The organism is Planotetraspora sp. GP83, from assembly GCF_041262585.1.
Classification (GTDB): domain Bacteria; phylum Actinomycetota; class Actinomycetes; order Streptosporangiales; family Streptosporangiaceae; genus JAOEGB01.
The window spans coordinates 132,674-148,248 of record NZ_JBGCBZ010000002.1; the positions used below are offsets into that span (position 1 = coordinate 132,674).

Here is a 15,575-nt window from a genome sequence, read left to right on the forward strand (position 1 = left end):
CGTGTCCCCTTCGCACTCAGGTAGGAGCACGCATGGATCACCCGTCCACCGCGATCCGGCACACCGTCGCCTTCCACGGCGAACGCACCGCCACGGCGCCCCTGACATGGGCCCAGGAGCAGGTGTGGAACGACATGCGGTGGATGCTTCCGGACATCGCGTTCTTCGACATCTCGCTGGGCGTCCCGATGCCCGCCGGCGCCTCCCTCGCCCAGATCACGGCGCAGATCGGTGAGCTGGTGAGCCGCCACGAGTCGCTGCGCACGCTCTTCTCGCCCGACCCGAACGGCCTGCCGGAGCAGCGCGTGCTGGCGGCCGGACAGGTCGACGTCGACGTGCTGCGGGACGGAGGCGACGTCCCCGACGCGGTGTTCGAGGACTTCCGCGCGCGGTGGAGCCGCCAGGGGTTCGACACCGCGCGGGAGATCCCGGTCCGCTTCCTGGTCCGCCACGTCGCAGGCGGCGCGTCCACGGTGGTGGTGTGCACCTCGCATCTGGCGGCCGACCACGCCGCTCAGCGACTGCTGGTCGCGGAGCTGACCGCGCTGGTGGAAGCGGCCATCGCGGGTACGGCGGCGCCCCCTCCGCGGCCCGCCCGCCAACCGGTCGACCAGGCGGCGCTGGAGGCGTCGCCCGCGGGTGAGCGGCTCTGCGAGCGGGCGGTGGAACACTGGCGCCGCCACCTCACGACGGCCCCGCCGAGCATGTTCCCCCACCGCGGCACGAGAGCCGGCCAGACTCCCCGGTTCTGGCGTGGCGAGCGGATCTCCCGTGCCGTGCCGCTGGCGCTGCGGGTCCTGGCGCCTCGCTACCGGAGCGGGCCGTCGAGCGTCCTGCTGGCCGCCGTCGCCGCGCTCCTCGCCGGCTCGACGGGCCTCGACCGCTGCGCGCTGCGGCTGATCGTCGACAACCGGGAGCTGCCCGAGGCCCGATACGTCGTGAGCACGCCGACGCAGGAGGTCCTCATCACGCTGCCGGTCGATCAGGACTCCTTCGGCTCACTGGTGCGAGCCTCCTGGGCGGCCTCGACCGCCGCCCACCGGTACGGCCGGTGCGACCCCAAGCGCATCGACGAGGTCATCGACGAGGTAGCGAAGGCCCGGGGCGTGGAGCTCGACCTCGACTGCTTCTTCAACGACACCTGGTCGGCCTTCCAGCAGGCGGATGGCGCCGGGGATCCGGACGCCGTCCGCGCCGCCGTCGCCGACTCCCGGTTCCAGTGGGTGGACCGATACGACCGGGACAACGTCGACTTCTTCTTCACCACCTTCGACACGGCCGAGTCGACCGAGCTGATCAGAATGAGCCTGCTGGTGGACACCCGGACCATCCCGCCGGCCGCCGCGGAGGAGTTCCTGCGCCGGGTGGAGGCACTCTTGGTGGCTCTCGCCACCGGCGTCCTCGCCGACGTCCAGCCGTCGGCCATACCTCCGGTCGCCGGCTTGTCCGACACCGGCTTGTCCGACACCGGCTTGTCCGACACCCCCAACTCCGACACCACCAACGCGGAAGCGGAGGTCCCGTCATGACCGTCCACCTCGACCTGCCCGAACAGCTCTCCCCGGCGCAGGTGCGGGCCATCGCCGACCGGCTCGCCTACAGCGTGGAAGGGATCAGCGCGCTCGAGGTCCTCGCGTCACCCGGCACGCCGCCCGTGCTCGCGCTGTCGCACGACGGTCGCCTGGCCGGCGAGGAGATCGGCCGGATCGTGGCGGAGCTGACCCGAGAGACGATGGCGGCGCGGGTGAGCGATCCGGTGGTCGTCCGCGAGCGGCGGCCGGATCGACAGCACGCAGGGCCGCCTCCCCTCACCCCATCGCCGGGCCCTTCCCTAGACGGGGCCGCCGCCGCGCGGCCTGTGCTCCACCGGGCCTTCGACACGATCTTCCTGAACCTCGCTCATGCCGCCGGGGCGGAGGAACGACGCTGTCCCGCGCTGATCGACCTCCGGGTGATGGAGCGCTGCCAATACGTGAAGCTGTTTCCGCAGAACGCCTACCTGGTGGACGAGCTCCCCCACCATCGGCCGCTGCTGGCCGGGCTTCGGGACGGCAGTGCCACTCTGGACGAGGTGCGCCGGCCCAGCCGCTACATGCTCAACCCGGCCCTGTGCTTCCACATCTACGACGAGTTCTCCGGCACCCGCTCCGATGGCGGGCTCACCGTCGTGACCGTCGAGGGCGACTGCTTCCGGCACGAGGCCACCTGGCGGCTGAACGACTTCCGGCTGCCGTCGTTCACGATGCGAGAGATCGTCTTCTTCGGCCCCGCCGACGAGGTGGAGTCGCTGCGCGGCACGCTGCTGGAGCAGGTGTGGCAGCTCTACTGTGAGCTGGGCCTGTACGGGCGGGTCGAGACCGCCACCGACCCGTTCTACTACGTGGAGGATTCGGCCATGCGCCAGCACCAGCTGCTGGCCCAGACCAAGTACGAGCTGGTCGCGTTCCGGCCGGGCGGGGCCGAGTCGGCCATCGCGTCGTTCAACAACGTCCGCGACGCGCTGTGCCGGCAGTTCGACATTCAGGGCACGGACGCGGGGGCCGTGCATTCGGGATGTGTCGCCTTCGGCGTTGACCGCTGGGTGGAGCTGACCCTGGAGGTCTTCGGCACCGACCGTCGGGGGTGGCCGAAGCCGATCCTGGAAGTCTGCCCCTGAACCTCCCGCCCGCAGCGTCGCCGTGATCATGCAGGGTCTCCCGGAAAGCTCGGGGACGTGCGGTTCCCCGGATCGTGATCATGCATGGATTCCGCCGTACGCGGTCTGATCAGGACCGGCACTGTTCGTGATCATGCGGTGTCCGCCCCGTCGGGCACACCCTCGTCATACATGATCACGCTGCACAAAGCGCCAGGCAGGACGGTGCGTACGGGAACATGTGCATGATCACGCCGAAAGTTTGGCCTAGCCGTCGTACCTGGTGGTGTGGTCCGGCCCGTGCTCGATGAAGGCGGCGACGGCGCGACGGTGGTCCCGCGTCCGCACCAGGTCGGCCGCCACCTTCGGGAGCATTTCATCCGATCTCGCCACACCGCCGGATTGGAAACCACGCAGGATCTGTTTCGTCGCCGCGTGGGCCCGAGTCGGGCCGGTGGCCAGCCGCATCGCGTAGGCGTGCGCGTCTCCGTGGAAGGAGTCCGCCGGGAAGAGAGCATTGACGACACCCCACTCGGCGAGTGTCTCGCCCCGATACACATCACCGGTCATCACGAGCTCGCAGGCGCGGGAGACGCCGGCGCGCTGGGCCAGGCGCTGGGTGCCGCCCATCGCAGGCGTGAAGGCGACCTTCCGCTCGACCAGCCCGAATCGCGCGGACCGCGTCGCGACGATGAGATCGCAGGCGAGAGCGATCTCGAAGGCGGCGGTGAGGGTGAGGGAGTGCGCCGCGAACACGGTCGGACAGGGCAGCCTCTCCAGCGTCTGCACGATGCCGAGGTGGGCCGACCAGAACGCCAGGGCCTCGTCAGGCGGAACCTCGTTGAAGATCTCGACGTCCAGGCCCGCGCTGACGACACGCCCGTCAGCGCGTACCAGCAGGCCGCGCGGGGAGTTGGCGGCCAGCCAGCCCACCGCCTCGGAAAACGCTCGCAGCATGGCGGTGTCGAACAGATTCGCGGGCGGCTTGTTCAGCGTGAGGACGGCGAGCGGCCCGTCGAAGGCCAGCCGTACCGGCGACGTCGCCGCGGACAGAGCCTCCGGCACAGCGCTTGTCTGGGCTGCCTCGGACGCCGCGTTGACCTGGGCTGCCTCCGGCGCCGCGTCGCCGGCCAGGGTGTCAGCCATCGCCGGCCCCTTGGGAGGCCGCGCCGAAGATGGCGATGGCGTTGTATCCGCCGAACCCGAACGCGTTGTTCTGCACGTAACGCAGCTCCGGTACGGCACGGGGCGCGCCGGTGACCAGATCGATGTCGAGTTCGACATCGCCGGGATCGACCGCGGTCGGCGGCACCAGCCGCTCTTCCAGCGCCAGACAGGCCGCGACCGCCCCCGCCGCGCCGGCCCCGCCCATCAGGTGGCCGACGGTGCCCTTGATCGCCGTGATGGCGGCGCGCGGGTACGTCTCGGCGAAGATCGCGCCTTCGGTGCTGTCGTTGGCCCGGCTGCCCGTGCCGTGCGCGAAGACGGCGTCGATGTCGTCCGCCTTGAGTCCGCACTGCTCCAGGGCACGCCGATGGCAGTCCACCACACCCTCGGGGTCCGGCGCGGTGAGATGGCGTGCGTCGTTGTTCACGGCCACGGTCAACAGCTCGGCGTACGGCCGGCGGCCGCCGGCGGCGGCGCGTCCGGTCCGCAGAACCAGGATGCCCGCGCCCTCCGACGGCGTGACGAAACGACGACCGCGGCTGAACGGCTGGCAGCCCACGGGGCCGATGGCGTGGAGGCTGCTGAAGCCGATGATGTTCTTCTCCGAGTACGCGTCGCAGCCGCCGACCACCGCTGTGTCCGCGACACCGGCCCGCAGCATCTCCAGCGCGCAGGACAGCGCCACGTTCGACGAGGCGCAGGTGTTGTGCAGGGTGAAGACCGGTCCGTTCGCGCCCACCGCGCGGGCCACGCCGTCCGCGATGGAGTAGCTGGAGAATCCGCCGGTGCCGGCGACGTCCTTCCGCCCGGCGACCAGGTCCTCCAGGACGTCGGCCTGGCCGTCGTTGGTGCCGACGCAGACCACCGCGTTCCGCAGCGCGGGGTCACCCGGCGTCAGCCCGGCGTCCGCGATCGCCTCCAAGGCGGCGTACTCGGCGAAGACCGAGGCGGCGCGGGGCCGCGCCCGGGTCGTCTCGCTGATCCGCTCCAGCGCCGCCGTACGCGCCGCCTCCGGCACCCGGCCACCGAGGACGCCCGGCTTCATGCCCGCGTAGAGCGGGGTCAGCTCCTCGAACCTGCGCCGCGCGGCGCACAGATCAGCCCAGAACGGCGCCACACCGGCACCCGCCGGAGAGATCATGCCGAGCCCGGTGACGAAGATCCGCTCATCCATCGCTTTCGTCCTTCCGGGACACGGTGACCGCGGCACGACGCCCGTCCGTGCCCAGGCAGCGGAGCACGGCACTCTGCGCCGGTCGCAGGCCGCGCACCAGGCGGAGGAACTCCGCGGTCACGAAGGCGCCGTTGCGCTCCGCCGGAGCGTCGCCAGCGTCGCCGAGCGGAGACTCGTCACCGTCGCGTAGCCACGCGTATCCGCCAGGACGGGCCGTGCTCTCCTCGTCCGCGGTGAACTCGAATCTGGCCGTGAGCTCGTCGCCCGCGGTGAGCACGCCATGCGCCACGCCCGATCGGCAGCGAAGGTCCCCGCCGTCGTGCCGCGCGTCGAGGAGCGTCTCCGGCGAGTACACGTCACCGACGAGGAGATGGCCCGTGCTCGATCCGCCGTTCGCGAAGGCGGAGAGCACCTGCCACAGCGACAACACCGGAGTCAGCTGACCCGCGTTGAGCGTGACACTCCGCCCGGTCGCGCCGAGCGTCAGGCTGACGGACGCGGACGCCGAACTGCTGTGGGCTTGCGGGAAGGCCTGAGCGGACAGGCGGCGGCCCTGCTCGGCCGCGTCGCGCTGGAGCTTGGCGACCGCGGCGGTGTTGCCGTACTCCGTGCCGATCACCACGGTGTCGTGGGTGCGCGGCCGGGACGGGTCCCCTCCGCTCAGCACCATGTACAGGCACAACCGGGTGAACCAGTCGCGGAACTGGTCTCCACCCGTGCCGACGACATCCCAGAGATCCCCCGGCAACTTCTCGGGGTCGACATCCGGCTGATCGGGGTCCTCCATGGCCAGCAACGCGACACTGCTCAGGTTGAACTGAAACACGCGACTCCCCACGCGACTCTTGTCGTCGCCGCCGAACGGCCTAGCTATCGGTCAATCCAGCGACATATCTGTCGATATCGCCCACAGTCCCGAACCCGTGGATATCTTCGTCGTCCAGGACAACGCCCAACTCCTCCTCGACGTTGACCACCACATCGATGAGCTTGAGAGAGTCGATGCCCAGGTCGTCCTGCAACTTCTGGCCGGGGGTGATCTCGGTGGACTCCGGGAGCTGACCGATCCGCCGCAGGATGGCGGCGATCTTCGGGTGAACGGCTGTATTCACGGCGCCTTTCCCTTGTTCATCGCACGAGGACGGCCAGGCATCCGCGCGACGGCACTGTCCTGCGCTGGTCCGACGATCCGCGCAGGCGGGACGTCGCACTGACCGCAACTCGTCACTGCCCCTCACAAGGGAGTATTCAGGCGCGTCGGCTCGGCGGCCAAGCACAGACGTGCGGCCCAAAGGGCATACCCGAACCGCCCTGTCCGATCTCGATCAGGCGCGGGTCTCGGCCGTCGTGGCATCGACGGAGTGGGGTTGTGCTTCGAGCGGCCCGTACAGGGCGATGCCAGGGATGGCGGTGGACGCCTGAGTGACCGCGCCGCTGACCGACCCCCTGGCATGAGTGACGCGGGACGACCACCGTCCCGGTGAGCGTCTTCCTATAATGACCGCCGTGGACGAGCGCGCTGATGAGCTGGTCGAGGTCGCGGCGAGGGCATGCCGGCGCGCGGGAGCCTATCTCGCCGACTCCTTCTCACGGCCTTTCCACGTGGGCACGAAGAGCGGCCGATACGACCTGGTCACCGAGTGCGACGCCGCGGCGGAGAAGATGATCAGGCGGGATCTGGCCGACGCCTTCCCCGGCAGCGTCGTCGTCGGCGAGGAAGACGGGGCGAGTGGCGCCGGAGACCTGACGTGGTACGTCGATCCGATCGACGGCACCCACAACTTCGCCCGTGGCATCCCGCTCTTCTGCGTCTCCATCGGGATTCAGCGGGCGGGCGTCCCGATCGGCGGCTGCGTGTACGACCCGGTCCGCGACGAGCTGTTCAGCGCCGATGCCCACGGGCTACGACTGAACGGCGCACCGCTGTCCGTTCCCGCCGGCCACGGTCCGGCAGATGACACGGTGGCGGATGACACGGTGGCGGATGACACGGTGGCGGATGACATGGTGGCCGATCCGGCCGGGGGCCGCCTGCCGATGCTGCTGACCGACATCCCCACGGCTGGTACGGCCGACAGCGCCGAGCTGAACCTCTTCTGCCGGATGCTGGATGCGGCGGACGTGCGCCGGATCGGCAGCTCCGCACTGGCGTTGGCCTATGTCGCCGCCGGACGCGCCGACGTGGCGGCCAACGCCGACGTGTTCCCCTGGGACATCGCGGCGGGGCGGGTCCTGGTGACGGCGGCCGGCGGACGGTTCACCGAGTTCCCGGGTCCCCGGCGGCCGGGGGCGCCGGGAGGCTTCGTTGCCTGGCTCCCGTCGTGTGACGCGCTCGGCCGCCTGCTGGTGCGGGAGATGAGCGGACTCCCGGCCCTCGGCACGCACTAGTGCTCTCAAGAGCCCCGGTCAAGTAAGGGAAGAAGGTGTGGGCCCCTTCCGCCCCGCCCTTGCCGCGTGATCATGCACATGTTCCCGCACGCACCGTCCTGCCTGGCGCTTTGTGCGGCGTGACCATGCATGACGAGAGTGCGCCCGACGGATGGACACCGCATGATCACAAACGGTGTCGGCACTGATCAGACCGCGTACGGCGGAATCCATGCATGATCACGATCCGGGAAACCCCACGTCCCCGAGCTTCCCGGGAAACCCTGCATGATCACGGCGACGGGTTACCTGACCGGCTCTCCAGTCGCTCTCTAGTGCTCGGAGCGGTCAGTTGCTCGGAGCGGTGCCCTCCACGAGTCCGTACTTGATGGCCGTGACCACGGCGGCCGTGCGGTTGGTCGCACCGAGCTTCAGCAGCAGGCTGCTCACCAGGCGCTTCGCGCCATGCTCGGAGATCCTCATGCGGGTGGCGATCTGCCGGTTGCTCAGCCCGTGGGCGAGATGGGCCAGCGCCTCCTGCTCCCGGAAGGTGAGCCGCGCGGAGCCGAGCGCGAGAGCCGTACCCCGTCCACGGCCGCGGCCGATCAGCATCCGCCCGAGATCAGCCGGGAGCGGCATCTCTCCCGACGCGAGCTGCACCAGAGCCCGCTCAAGGGCGTCGGCCTTCAGCTTCTGCCGGATGAGATAGCCGTCGGCAGGGCTCGCGGCGACGTCGAACCCGACCGAGACCTCATGTTCGTCGATCAGCAGCAACGTCCTCGGGACGGCGCCGTCCCGCCCGTCCCGCCCGTCCCGCCCGTCCTGTCCGTCCCGCCCGTCCGGCCTGTTCGCCGTGAGGTCGACGTCGGCCATGCTGTCCGGTGTCGACAGGACCACGTCGGCCTGCGTATGCTCCAGCACCCGATGCAGCTCACGCACATCGCCGGGGTATTCCGCCTTGATGGCGAGAGAAAGCGTCGGAAGCAACGTCTGTAAACCTAGGCGTAACAACTCGTCATTGATGAACACCACGACATGAACAATGGGGAGGTCCACTATTTCCTCCGTGCTTTTCTTTGCATCGATGGGTAGGCTCCTTCGGCCGGCGCGGAGACCGGCCGGGTGACGAAGCCGGCGCCAGGCGCCAGCCTGCAGTGTCGAATGATCGAGCCTCCGGCCGACACGCGGATGCCCGAAGGGGTCAGGAGCCTTTCCGCAGGCGCTCCGGTGACGAGCCGCCCAACGGTGACAATCACCACGCGTGCCGCACGATCACGTCGTGGAAGGCCGCGTGGCCGGTCATCGAGATGCCCTGGCCGCCAGAACAGGCTCGCGAAGTCCCGTTCTCGCAGGGCATCGAGTAAATGAAGTGCCTTCGACCGTCAGGTCGCGCCCGCCGCGCCATTGTGACCACCGGAGTGCAACTCCGGCACGTCCGTCGCAAAGCCAAATCGGCTCGCCGAGAAACTCTTCCCGCAACGGCCCCCCTCAAGGACAGCCAGATCGTGTACATCACAGCCCGCTAGCGAATGGCAGCTGTTAGTAAGTAAGGCTTCCTATCGATGCGGTGGAGGCTACCGGCGCGCCAGCGGAGCAGTCAAGGGTGCAGTGAGCCGCCCCATTTACTGCCAGGCCGTACGCACCCGTCTCTATCTGGGAATTCAGCTACATGAATATAGCCGGACCGCTTGGCGGCATCACGATGTCCTGCTGTGGGTCCATGCGCACGCCTCCCAGCATTTGGAACGTGTCGGTTCAGCCGCCCGCGTTCAACCCTCCCGGGCGTCACGTCCGTGGGGTCCATACGCACGGGTGCGGGGGGTGTCACCCCACGCCGCTGATCTTCTCGGGCTTGATGACGAAGATGACGCGCACCTGGTCGCGCCCGCCGTACCAGGGGTACGGCTTGCCCAGGTATTTCTGGGCGAGCATCTCGATATGGTCCACCGCGCCCTTGGTGGTCACGTCGACCACCCGGCCGCGCACCTGGAAGTAACGCGAAGGATTGTCCGGGTGCGATATGGCGACCGCCACGCGCGGGTCTCGCTCGATGTTCCGGGTCTTCACGTGGCTCTGCACGCTGTTGATGAGGACATGCTCGCCATCGGTGTCCACCCAGGTCTGGGTCACCTGGGGCGAACCGTCGGACATCAACGTGGCGAGGTAGCAGATACTCGGCTGGCGCAGCAGGGCGATCAGTTCTTCGGTGAGTTCCACGGCGTTCTCTCAGCTCGCTGGTTGTCCATGGGCCGGGGGCCGGCCTCGCGGGCAGATCCGGTGAGCACCCTGGACGGCTTCATCGCCGGACCCGGCAGGACACTTTGACTTCTCCCCCTTCGAAGGCGGACACCGCGGCGGCGGCCATCCCCCGTCCGAGTATCCCTGAGACCATGAGCAGCGCAGCACAACGCACTGGCGGTCATGCTCGTCATGACAGCCAGCGCGCAGTTCCTCCATCACATCGAGACGCTCATAGGACGGATCCCAAGAGTCTGGCCCTGCGAGGCCGCACCTCGGCGTGGGACAGCGGGGAACCCCTCAGGCAGTTGGAGACGACCGAGGTCACGGCGGCATCTGCTCGGTGAGGTAGAAGTGCCCACCGGGGAAGACCAGCATGTCGAAGGCCGCCGTGGTGTGCTCCTGCCAGGCCATCGCCTCGTCCAGTGTGGTGCGGGGGTCGTTGTCACCGGCGAAGGAGACGATCGGGCTGCTGATCAGACGGCCCGGCGGGGCACCGGTAGTGTTCGTCTCAGCGTTCGTGCGTCAGGCTCCTTCCGCGTTGGGGACAAGGACGGAGGAATCCCGCTCGGGCCCGTCATCGGAGGGGACCCGGGAAGGGAGCAGGAACAGCGTGGCCACCGCGCCGACGGCGACATCCCGATGCCGAACGCCACAAGCGTCACGGCGATCGGCAGATAGCCACCTGTGGGACCGTAGACGGCCATGACGCCCAGGCTGACGCCGACGAGCACCAACCCGCTCGCCACCACCGTGCGGACGCCGAGCGCCTTGGCCGGCACGGCACAGAGCAGAGATCCCGTCATCACCGCGGCGGCCACCGGAAGCAGCGCGGCGCCCGCCTTCAGCGTGGAGTAGCCGAGGACGAGCTGGAACTGCTCAGTCAGCGCGAACAGCATGCCGTTGACCCCGAACATGAGCAGAGCCGCGGTGCCACTGGCGCCGACGAACCTGGGGTTGCGCAGGATCGCCAGGTCACCATCGGATGTTTGGTCAGGGCCTGCCTGGCCAGGAAGAGGGCCAGGGCGACCACGCCGCCGCCGAGGCCGATGAGGGCGTCGGCCGAACTCCACCCGTCGCGAGGAACCGAGATCACGCCGTAGGTGATCGCGGTGAACGCGACGACGGACAGCACCGTGCCGACGAGGTCGATGGGGCGCGGGTTCGGGTCGGTGGACTCGGGCACCACGGCGAGCGCGCCCACCGCCGCGATGACCACGATCACCACGTTGGCGAGGAAGACCGAGCCCCACCAGAAGTGCTCGAGCAGGATGCCGCCGAGGAGCGGGCCGATGACGACGCCGAGCGAGGTGATGCCGCCCCACGCACCGATCGCCGCGGTCCGCTCCTCGGCCGGAAATACCTGGACCAGGATGGAGACAAGGTGCCCGGCATGAAGAACGAGGCGCCGAAGCCCATCACGGCGCGCGCGGCGACGAGTTGCGCGGGTTCATGTGCGAAGGCGCCGGCCGCGGAGGCGATGCCGAAGACGACGAGGCCGAACAGCAGCAGCTTCTTACGACCTAACCGGTCGGAGAGGCTGCCCGAGGTGAGCAGAAATCCGGCGAGCGCGAGCGAGTACGCGTCGACGATCCACTGCAAATCGCTCGGGGACGCGTGCAGCTCGCTCAACAGCGTCGGCAGGGCGACATTCAAGACAGTCAGGTCAATGGACACGCCGAACACGGCGAAACACAAGACGGCGAAAATCCACCACCTTCGCGGATCCCCCTGTGTCACACTTCATCCTCCTTTAATGCCGTTCCTGACATGCCGGAGCACCGCCTGCAAGCGCGCCTCACCAACCGGCGATGTTCCACCGCTAATAATCAGGCATTTCCCGCTACCGCAGCACCTGATCCGACGTAGCGCAGGTCCGCCTGGGTCACCGTGGCCCGACGGATCTTCGATTTCATCAGAGTCAAATACATATTTTTCCGCCTTCCATAAATAGGACCTAGCGGAGGCTGAGCGGCCTCGGGTCGGTCCAGACCGTGACGATGCACTCCAGACACTCCTCGCGGGTGGCCGTCGCCTCCTCGCCGGGCCCCTCGTGGATGCTCTCCTTGAGCAACTCCAGTTCGCGCACCCGGTTCAAGCATCGACTCACCCAATACGGAGTTGACTTCTAACTTCTCTCGCGTCCGCATGCGATCCTCCGTCGGATGATTTCCGATATTTGTGCCGAGCGTAGGGCGCCGCACTCGACCCGGTATCCCTAATTCCCGCACCCATGGCCGCCGGCAGTCCGCCGACCGGAGGCGACGCGCTCGCACCATAGGCCGGTGATCAAACTGCGAACCGCGCACTCGACCCGGGCTTGACAAGACTATTTTCCCGGGTGAAGCCACGCCATAACAACGGCGGTCCGGAAACGCCGACGCCGAATTCATTACAAGCGTCAACCCACACGCGGTTAGGGTGCGCCAGCCGGGGACGACGAGGCCGGACTCCGCTTCGTCCCGATCACCGAGGCTGTGGGGGGCGTCCCGATCGCGCTCGCTCTCGGCGCGATCGGCGTCTGCTTCCTGCGCGGCTCGCAGCCCGCCCTGGAACCCGCCACAGGACGGTGAGCCCACGCCGTACGGTCGGCGCCATATCGGTCAGCGAGGAGGCCGATATGGCGCGACCGAAACAGCACAGGCGCCAGGGGCGGGACGCGCCACGCCGACGAGGGACCCGATCACCTCAGCCCATACCCGTTGCTCATGACTGCGGCTTGGCCGAGACCTTGACAGACGGGGTCGAGAAATCACCATATAGCCACTCGTTATAACCCCAGGTAGGCACGGTCCAAGCTCTCATCACAAGCGGACTAGGCGGCCTGCGCGCGAATTTGGGCCCTTGCGTGCCCCACAAGCCGATGCTTTCCTAGGGGATCGTTAGGAAACCTTCCTAACTATGCCCGGGGCGCGCACCGCACCGCCCACGACGCGGTGCGCGTCCCGGGAGTCCATGGCTTCGTGTGGCCTCGTGTGGCCCCTCGTGCCGCTCGATGGACATCACAGACCTGGCGACCTGCGGCAGCTCGGAGACCCCCCATGCGGGACCGCACAAGCGTAGACCCTCGGACGAGGGCCACCGGCGACGGCACGATCGGCCGCGACTCGCAGCTCATCACCGGCGCTCCTCCGGACCCTTCTCAGGGACGTGGCGCGGTGAGTGCCCCTGGGGCGACGCGCCGGGGCGGCGTTCGACGGCTGGCGTCGTCCGTGTGGCTTCCATGGGTGTGCGGGCTCCTGGCGCTGATGACCATCGCCGGGGCGGAGCTGGTCGTCGGCGGCCGGCTCGACCCGGGGAGCCCGGTCCCGGCGATGGTGCTGAACGGCCAGCGATCATCCACGATCTCCAAGGCCCGGCTCGTGCGCATGGTCATGCGCTTCGCCGCGCGAGACCTGGACCAGCTCGCGGACGACCTGTCGCGGGCGACCGACCCGGCCTCGTTCGGCGCGCTGCTCAGGGACTTCCAGAACAAGCGGCACAACCCGTACCGCAGCGTGTACGTCCTCGACCCGAGCGGACGCCTGCTCGCTCAGGCCGGCGGGCAACCGCACGCCGACCGTCTCTCGGTGGTGCCGACGAGCGCCGGCAGCACGGACGCGATCGACATCGACCACGTGCCGGTGATGTTGCACTACGCGCCGCTGGGCTTCGGCAAGAACGGGCGGGCGGTCGCCGTCGGCGAGTACGACCTGACCGGCCTGCGGCGCGCGGTTCACGTCAGGGGGACGGCGACGGCGTGGGTGGTCAACTCAAGAGGCGAGGTCATCTACTCGACCGCGGGTTTCACGGCGTTCCAGCAGCTCGGGACCCCGGAGCTGCGCGCCGCGGCCCTCTCGCTGGCGGGCAGGTCACAGGTGTCGCTGCTCGGTCAGGCGGGCTCGCAGCAGATCGTGGTGTCCGTGCCGATACGCGGGAGGGGCAGATGGCCCGGACCACTGTGGAGGCTGGTGATCGCGCGGAACGTCGACACCGTCGGCCTGCCGGGAAGCCACGCCCGCGACCAGGCCCTTCTCGCGGCCCTGGCGACGGCGGTGGTGACCGCCGGCACGTTCGGCTGGCTGTACGTGATCTGGCTGCGCCCGCTGCGCCGGCTGGTGCGTGACGCCGAGCGTCTCGCGGCCGGTGACCTGAGCGCCCAGGTGCAGGTCCGCCGATACGACGAGCTGGGCCTGGCCGCCCGCGCGCTCGAACGCGTCCGGATCACCCTGATCCGCGACGTCGCACCGGCCGCCGGGCCGGGCCTTGACCGGCGGCTGAGCCTGCCGCCCGGAAGGGAGTCGTGATGGTCTACTACCTGTACGGGGTCTTCGCCTTCTCAGTCGGAGCGCTGTTCGTGGCCGGTCTGGCCGAGCGCCGGGGCCACCAGCGCCACCTGGCCGAGATCCCGGTGCGCATCCTGGTCAACGGCATCCGCGGCAAGAGCTCTATCACCCGCCTGGTCGCGGGCGCGTTGCGCGCGGGAGACCTCGGCGTGGTGGCGAAGACCACGGGCACCGCCGCTCGGTTCATCCATCCGGACTCCACCGAGGAGCCGGTTTACCGCAAGTTCGGGATCGCGAACGTCGTGGAGCAGATCGGCGTCGTGCGCCGCGCCGCCGCCGCCAACCCGGACGTCCTGGTGATGGAGTGCATGGCGATCCAGCCCGCGCTGCAGGAGCTCAACCAGAAGGTGCTGGTCCGCTCCACGATCGGCGTCCTCAGCAACGTCCGTGAGGACCATCTCGAGGAGATGGGCCCCACACTGGACGACGTGGCCAGGTCGCTGGCCCGGTCGATGCCGACCGGCGGCGTCTGCGTGACCGCCGAGCGGGATCGCCGCGCGTTGCTGGAGCGCGAGGCCGCCAGGCGCGACTGCAGGCTCGTGGTGGTCGATCCGTCCGAGGTCACCGGCGACGAGCTGGCCGGTTTTCCGTACCTCGCGTTCAAGGAGAACGTGGCGATCGCCCTCGCGGTCGCCGCCGAGCTCGGCGTCGGCCGGGAGGCGGCGTTGCGGGGGATGTACGCCGCCCCGCCCGACCCGGGCGTGCCGTCGGTCGAGGACTACCACACCGAGGACGGCACCGTACGGCTGGCGAACATCTTCGCGGCCAACGATCCGCAGTCGACCGTCATGAACTTCCGCCAGCTCGCCGCGGCCGGAAAGATCAAGCCGCCGTTCATGACGCTGATCAACTGCCGTCCCGACCGGATCGCCCGCAACGCCCAGATGAGCCGCCTCGTGGCCGAGCTCGACACCGACATCCTCGTCCTCATCGGGCATCCGACCAAGTCGGCGTTGGACGCGGTCCCGGCGGACTGGCAGGGCCGCGTCCTGGACCTCGGTGGGCCGGACCGGGATCCCGCCGACATCTGGCACAACATCACGAGACACGTCACCGGCAACACCTCGCTGATCGCGATCGGCAACATCCACGGTCAGGGCGAGCGGCTGCTGGAGCATCTCGAATCCCTTCGCCACCTGCCCACACCCCTGGAGGCACGGTGATCCCCTCCCTGCCGACCGACCTGCCCGCCGAAGCCGCCACGCTGGGCCTGGCCATCGGGCTGCTGTTCGGGCTGTGCTGCTACCTGCTCACCAACCTGTCCCCCGGAGGGATGATCACCCCGGCCTGGCTGGCGATCACCCTGCTGGAGGACTGGCGCCGGATCGCCATGATCATCGCGATCACCGTGCTGACCTGGGGCGGAGCCGTGGCCGCACGCAAGGTGATCATCCTGTACGGCAAGCGGCTGTTCGCCGGCGTCGTCATGCTCGGCGTGCTGCTGCAGATGACGCTCTCGCTGTTCCTGATAAGGGAACATCCGCTGCTGTTCGGCTACCAGACGCTCGGCTTCATCGTGCCGGGGCTCATCGCCTACCAGTTCCTCCGGCAGCCTGTTGTGGCGACCGCGACCGCCGCCCTCACCGTCACCGGGCTTACCTATGCCGTCCTGGTCGGCGGACTCCTGCTGTTCCTGCCCTGGTGACGTCCGCGGAACCTCAAGAACTTC

General features: G+C 69.0%; 18 protein-coding genes. 6 read left to right on the top strand and 12 right to left on the bottom strand.

The features are described 5' to 3' along the window. Nucleotides 1–32: 32 nt before the first annotated feature. Together ABH927_RS03295 and ABH927_RS03300 are read left to right on the top strand one after the other, a co-directional pair. Nucleotides 33–1,529, top strand: coding sequence for a condensation domain-containing protein (locus ABH927_RS03295; protein WP_370017935.1), 1,497 nt, complete (start codon nt 33–35; stop codon nt 1,527–1,529). Beyond that, complete coding sequence (locus ABH927_RS03300) at nt 1,526–2,656, top strand: aminoacyl--tRNA ligase-related protein (RefSeq protein WP_370017936.1); 1,131 nt, start codon at nt 1,526–1,528, stop codon at nt 2,654–2,656. The genes ABH927_RS03295 and ABH927_RS03300 overlap by 4 nt, the downstream gene beginning before the upstream one ends. A gap of 246 nt (nt 2,657–2,902) precedes the next feature. On the opposite strand, the gene ABH927_RS03305 is transcribed toward ABH927_RS03300, so the two are convergent. Genes ABH927_RS03305 through ABH927_RS03320 form a run of 4 tightly spaced genes read right to left on the bottom strand, consistent with a single transcriptional unit; the run spans nt 2,903 to nt 6,088 of the window. Next, the gene (locus tag ABH927_RS03305) at nt 2,903–3,781 is read right to left on the bottom strand and encodes an enoyl-CoA hydratase/isomerase family protein (RefSeq protein WP_370017937.1); all 879 of its coding nucleotides are present in this window, start codon (nt 3,779–3,781) and stop codon (nt 2,903–2,905) included. Beyond that, a complete protein-coding gene (locus ABH927_RS03310; RefSeq protein ID WP_370017938.1) occupies nt 3,774–4,976 on the bottom strand; it encodes a beta-ketoacyl synthase N-terminal-like domain-containing protein in 1,203 nt (400 codons plus the stop codon). The genes ABH927_RS03305 and ABH927_RS03310 overlap by 8 nt, the downstream gene beginning before the upstream one ends. Continuing rightward, entirely contained in the window at nt 4,969–5,802 is an 834-nt protein-coding gene (locus ABH927_RS03315; protein WP_370017939.1) for a hypothetical protein, read from the bottom strand. The genes ABH927_RS03310 and ABH927_RS03315 overlap by 8 nt, the downstream gene beginning before the upstream one ends. Nucleotides 5,803–5,842: 40 nt before the next feature. After that, entirely contained in the window at nt 5,843–6,088 is a 246-nt protein-coding gene (locus tag ABH927_RS03320) for an acyl carrier protein (RefSeq protein ID WP_370017940.1), read from the bottom strand. A gap of 394 nt (nt 6,089–6,482) precedes the next feature. Between ABH927_RS03320 and ABH927_RS03325 the strand changes: the two genes are divergently transcribed. Continuing rightward, entirely contained in the window at nt 6,483–7,364 is an 882-nt protein-coding gene (locus ABH927_RS03325; RefSeq protein WP_370017941.1) for an inositol monophosphatase, read from the top strand. Between the two features lie 327 nt (nt 7,365–7,691). On the opposite strand, the gene ABH927_RS03330 is transcribed toward ABH927_RS03325, so the two are convergent. From ABH927_RS03330 to ABH927_RS03365, 8 genes are all read right to left on the bottom strand, one after another. Continuing rightward, nucleotides 7,692–8,282, bottom strand: a complete 591-nt coding sequence (locus tag ABH927_RS03330) for a LuxR C-terminal-related transcriptional regulator (protein ID WP_370017942.1) — start codon at nt 8,280–8,282, stop codon at nt 7,692–7,694. Between the two features lie 885 nt (nt 8,283–9,167). Next, nucleotides 9,168–9,560 (bottom strand): PPOX class F420-dependent oxidoreductase, encoded by a 393-nt coding sequence (locus tag ABH927_RS03335; protein ID WP_370017943.1) that lies wholly within the window; start codon nt 9,558–9,560, stop codon nt 9,168–9,170. A gap of 345 nt (nt 9,561–9,905) precedes the next feature. After that, the gene (locus ABH927_RS03340) at nt 9,906–10,061 is read right to left on the bottom strand and encodes a thioesterase II family protein (protein WP_370018387.1); all 156 of its coding nucleotides are present in this window, start codon (nt 10,059–10,061) and stop codon (nt 9,906–9,908) included. Beyond that, entirely contained in the window at nt 10,058–10,498 is a 441-nt protein-coding gene (locus ABH927_RS03345) for a hypothetical protein (RefSeq protein ID WP_370017944.1), read from the bottom strand. The genes ABH927_RS03340 and ABH927_RS03345 overlap by 4 nt, the downstream gene beginning before the upstream one ends. Beyond that, on the bottom strand, nt 10,465–10,914 hold the full coding sequence (locus tag ABH927_RS03350) for an MFS transporter (RefSeq protein WP_370018389.1): 450 nt from the start codon (nt 10,912–10,914) through the stop codon (nt 10,465–10,467). The genes ABH927_RS03345 and ABH927_RS03350 overlap by 34 nt, the downstream gene beginning before the upstream one ends. Beyond that, nucleotides 10,803–11,321 carry an MFS transporter gene (locus tag ABH927_RS03355; RefSeq protein ID WP_370017945.1) on the bottom strand — a complete coding sequence of 173 codons (519 nt, stop codon included), beginning with the start codon at nt 11,319–11,321 and terminating at the stop codon, nt 10,803–10,805. The genes ABH927_RS03350 and ABH927_RS03355 overlap by 112 nt, the downstream gene beginning before the upstream one ends. An 89-nt stretch (nt 11,322–11,410) precedes the next feature. Next, nucleotides 11,411–11,512 (bottom strand): aspartate 1-decarboxylase, encoded by a 102-nt coding sequence (locus ABH927_RS03360; RefSeq protein ID WP_370017946.1) that lies wholly within the window; start codon nt 11,510–11,512, stop codon nt 11,411–11,413. A 26-nt stretch (nt 11,513–11,538) separates the two neighbouring features. Continuing rightward, nucleotides 11,539–11,679, bottom strand: coding sequence for a hypothetical protein (locus ABH927_RS03365; RefSeq protein WP_370017947.1), 141 nt, complete (start codon nt 11,677–11,679; stop codon nt 11,539–11,541). A 943-nt stretch (nt 11,680–12,622) separates the two neighbouring features. Here ABH927_RS03365 and ABH927_RS03370 point away from each other — a divergent pair. Genes ABH927_RS03370 through ABH927_RS03380 form a run of 3 tightly spaced genes read left to right on the top strand, consistent with a single transcriptional unit; the run spans nt 12,623 to nt 15,551 of the window. Continuing rightward, nucleotides 12,623–13,867, top strand: a complete 1,245-nt coding sequence (locus ABH927_RS03370; protein ID WP_370017948.1) for a HAMP domain-containing protein — start codon at nt 12,623–12,625, stop codon at nt 13,865–13,867. Next, nucleotides 13,867–15,069, top strand: a complete 1,203-nt coding sequence (pgsB, locus tag ABH927_RS03375; protein ID WP_370017949.1) for a poly-gamma-glutamate synthase PgsB — start codon at nt 13,867–13,869, stop codon at nt 15,067–15,069. The genes ABH927_RS03370 and pgsB overlap by 1 nt, the downstream gene beginning before the upstream one ends. Next, nucleotides 15,066–15,551, top strand: a complete 486-nt coding sequence (locus ABH927_RS03380; RefSeq protein WP_261588429.1) for a poly-gamma-glutamate biosynthesis protein PgsC/CapC — start codon at nt 15,066–15,068, stop codon at nt 15,549–15,551. The genes pgsB and ABH927_RS03380 overlap by 4 nt, the downstream gene beginning before the upstream one ends. The last annotated feature ends 24 nt before the right edge of the window (nt 15,552–15,575 follow it).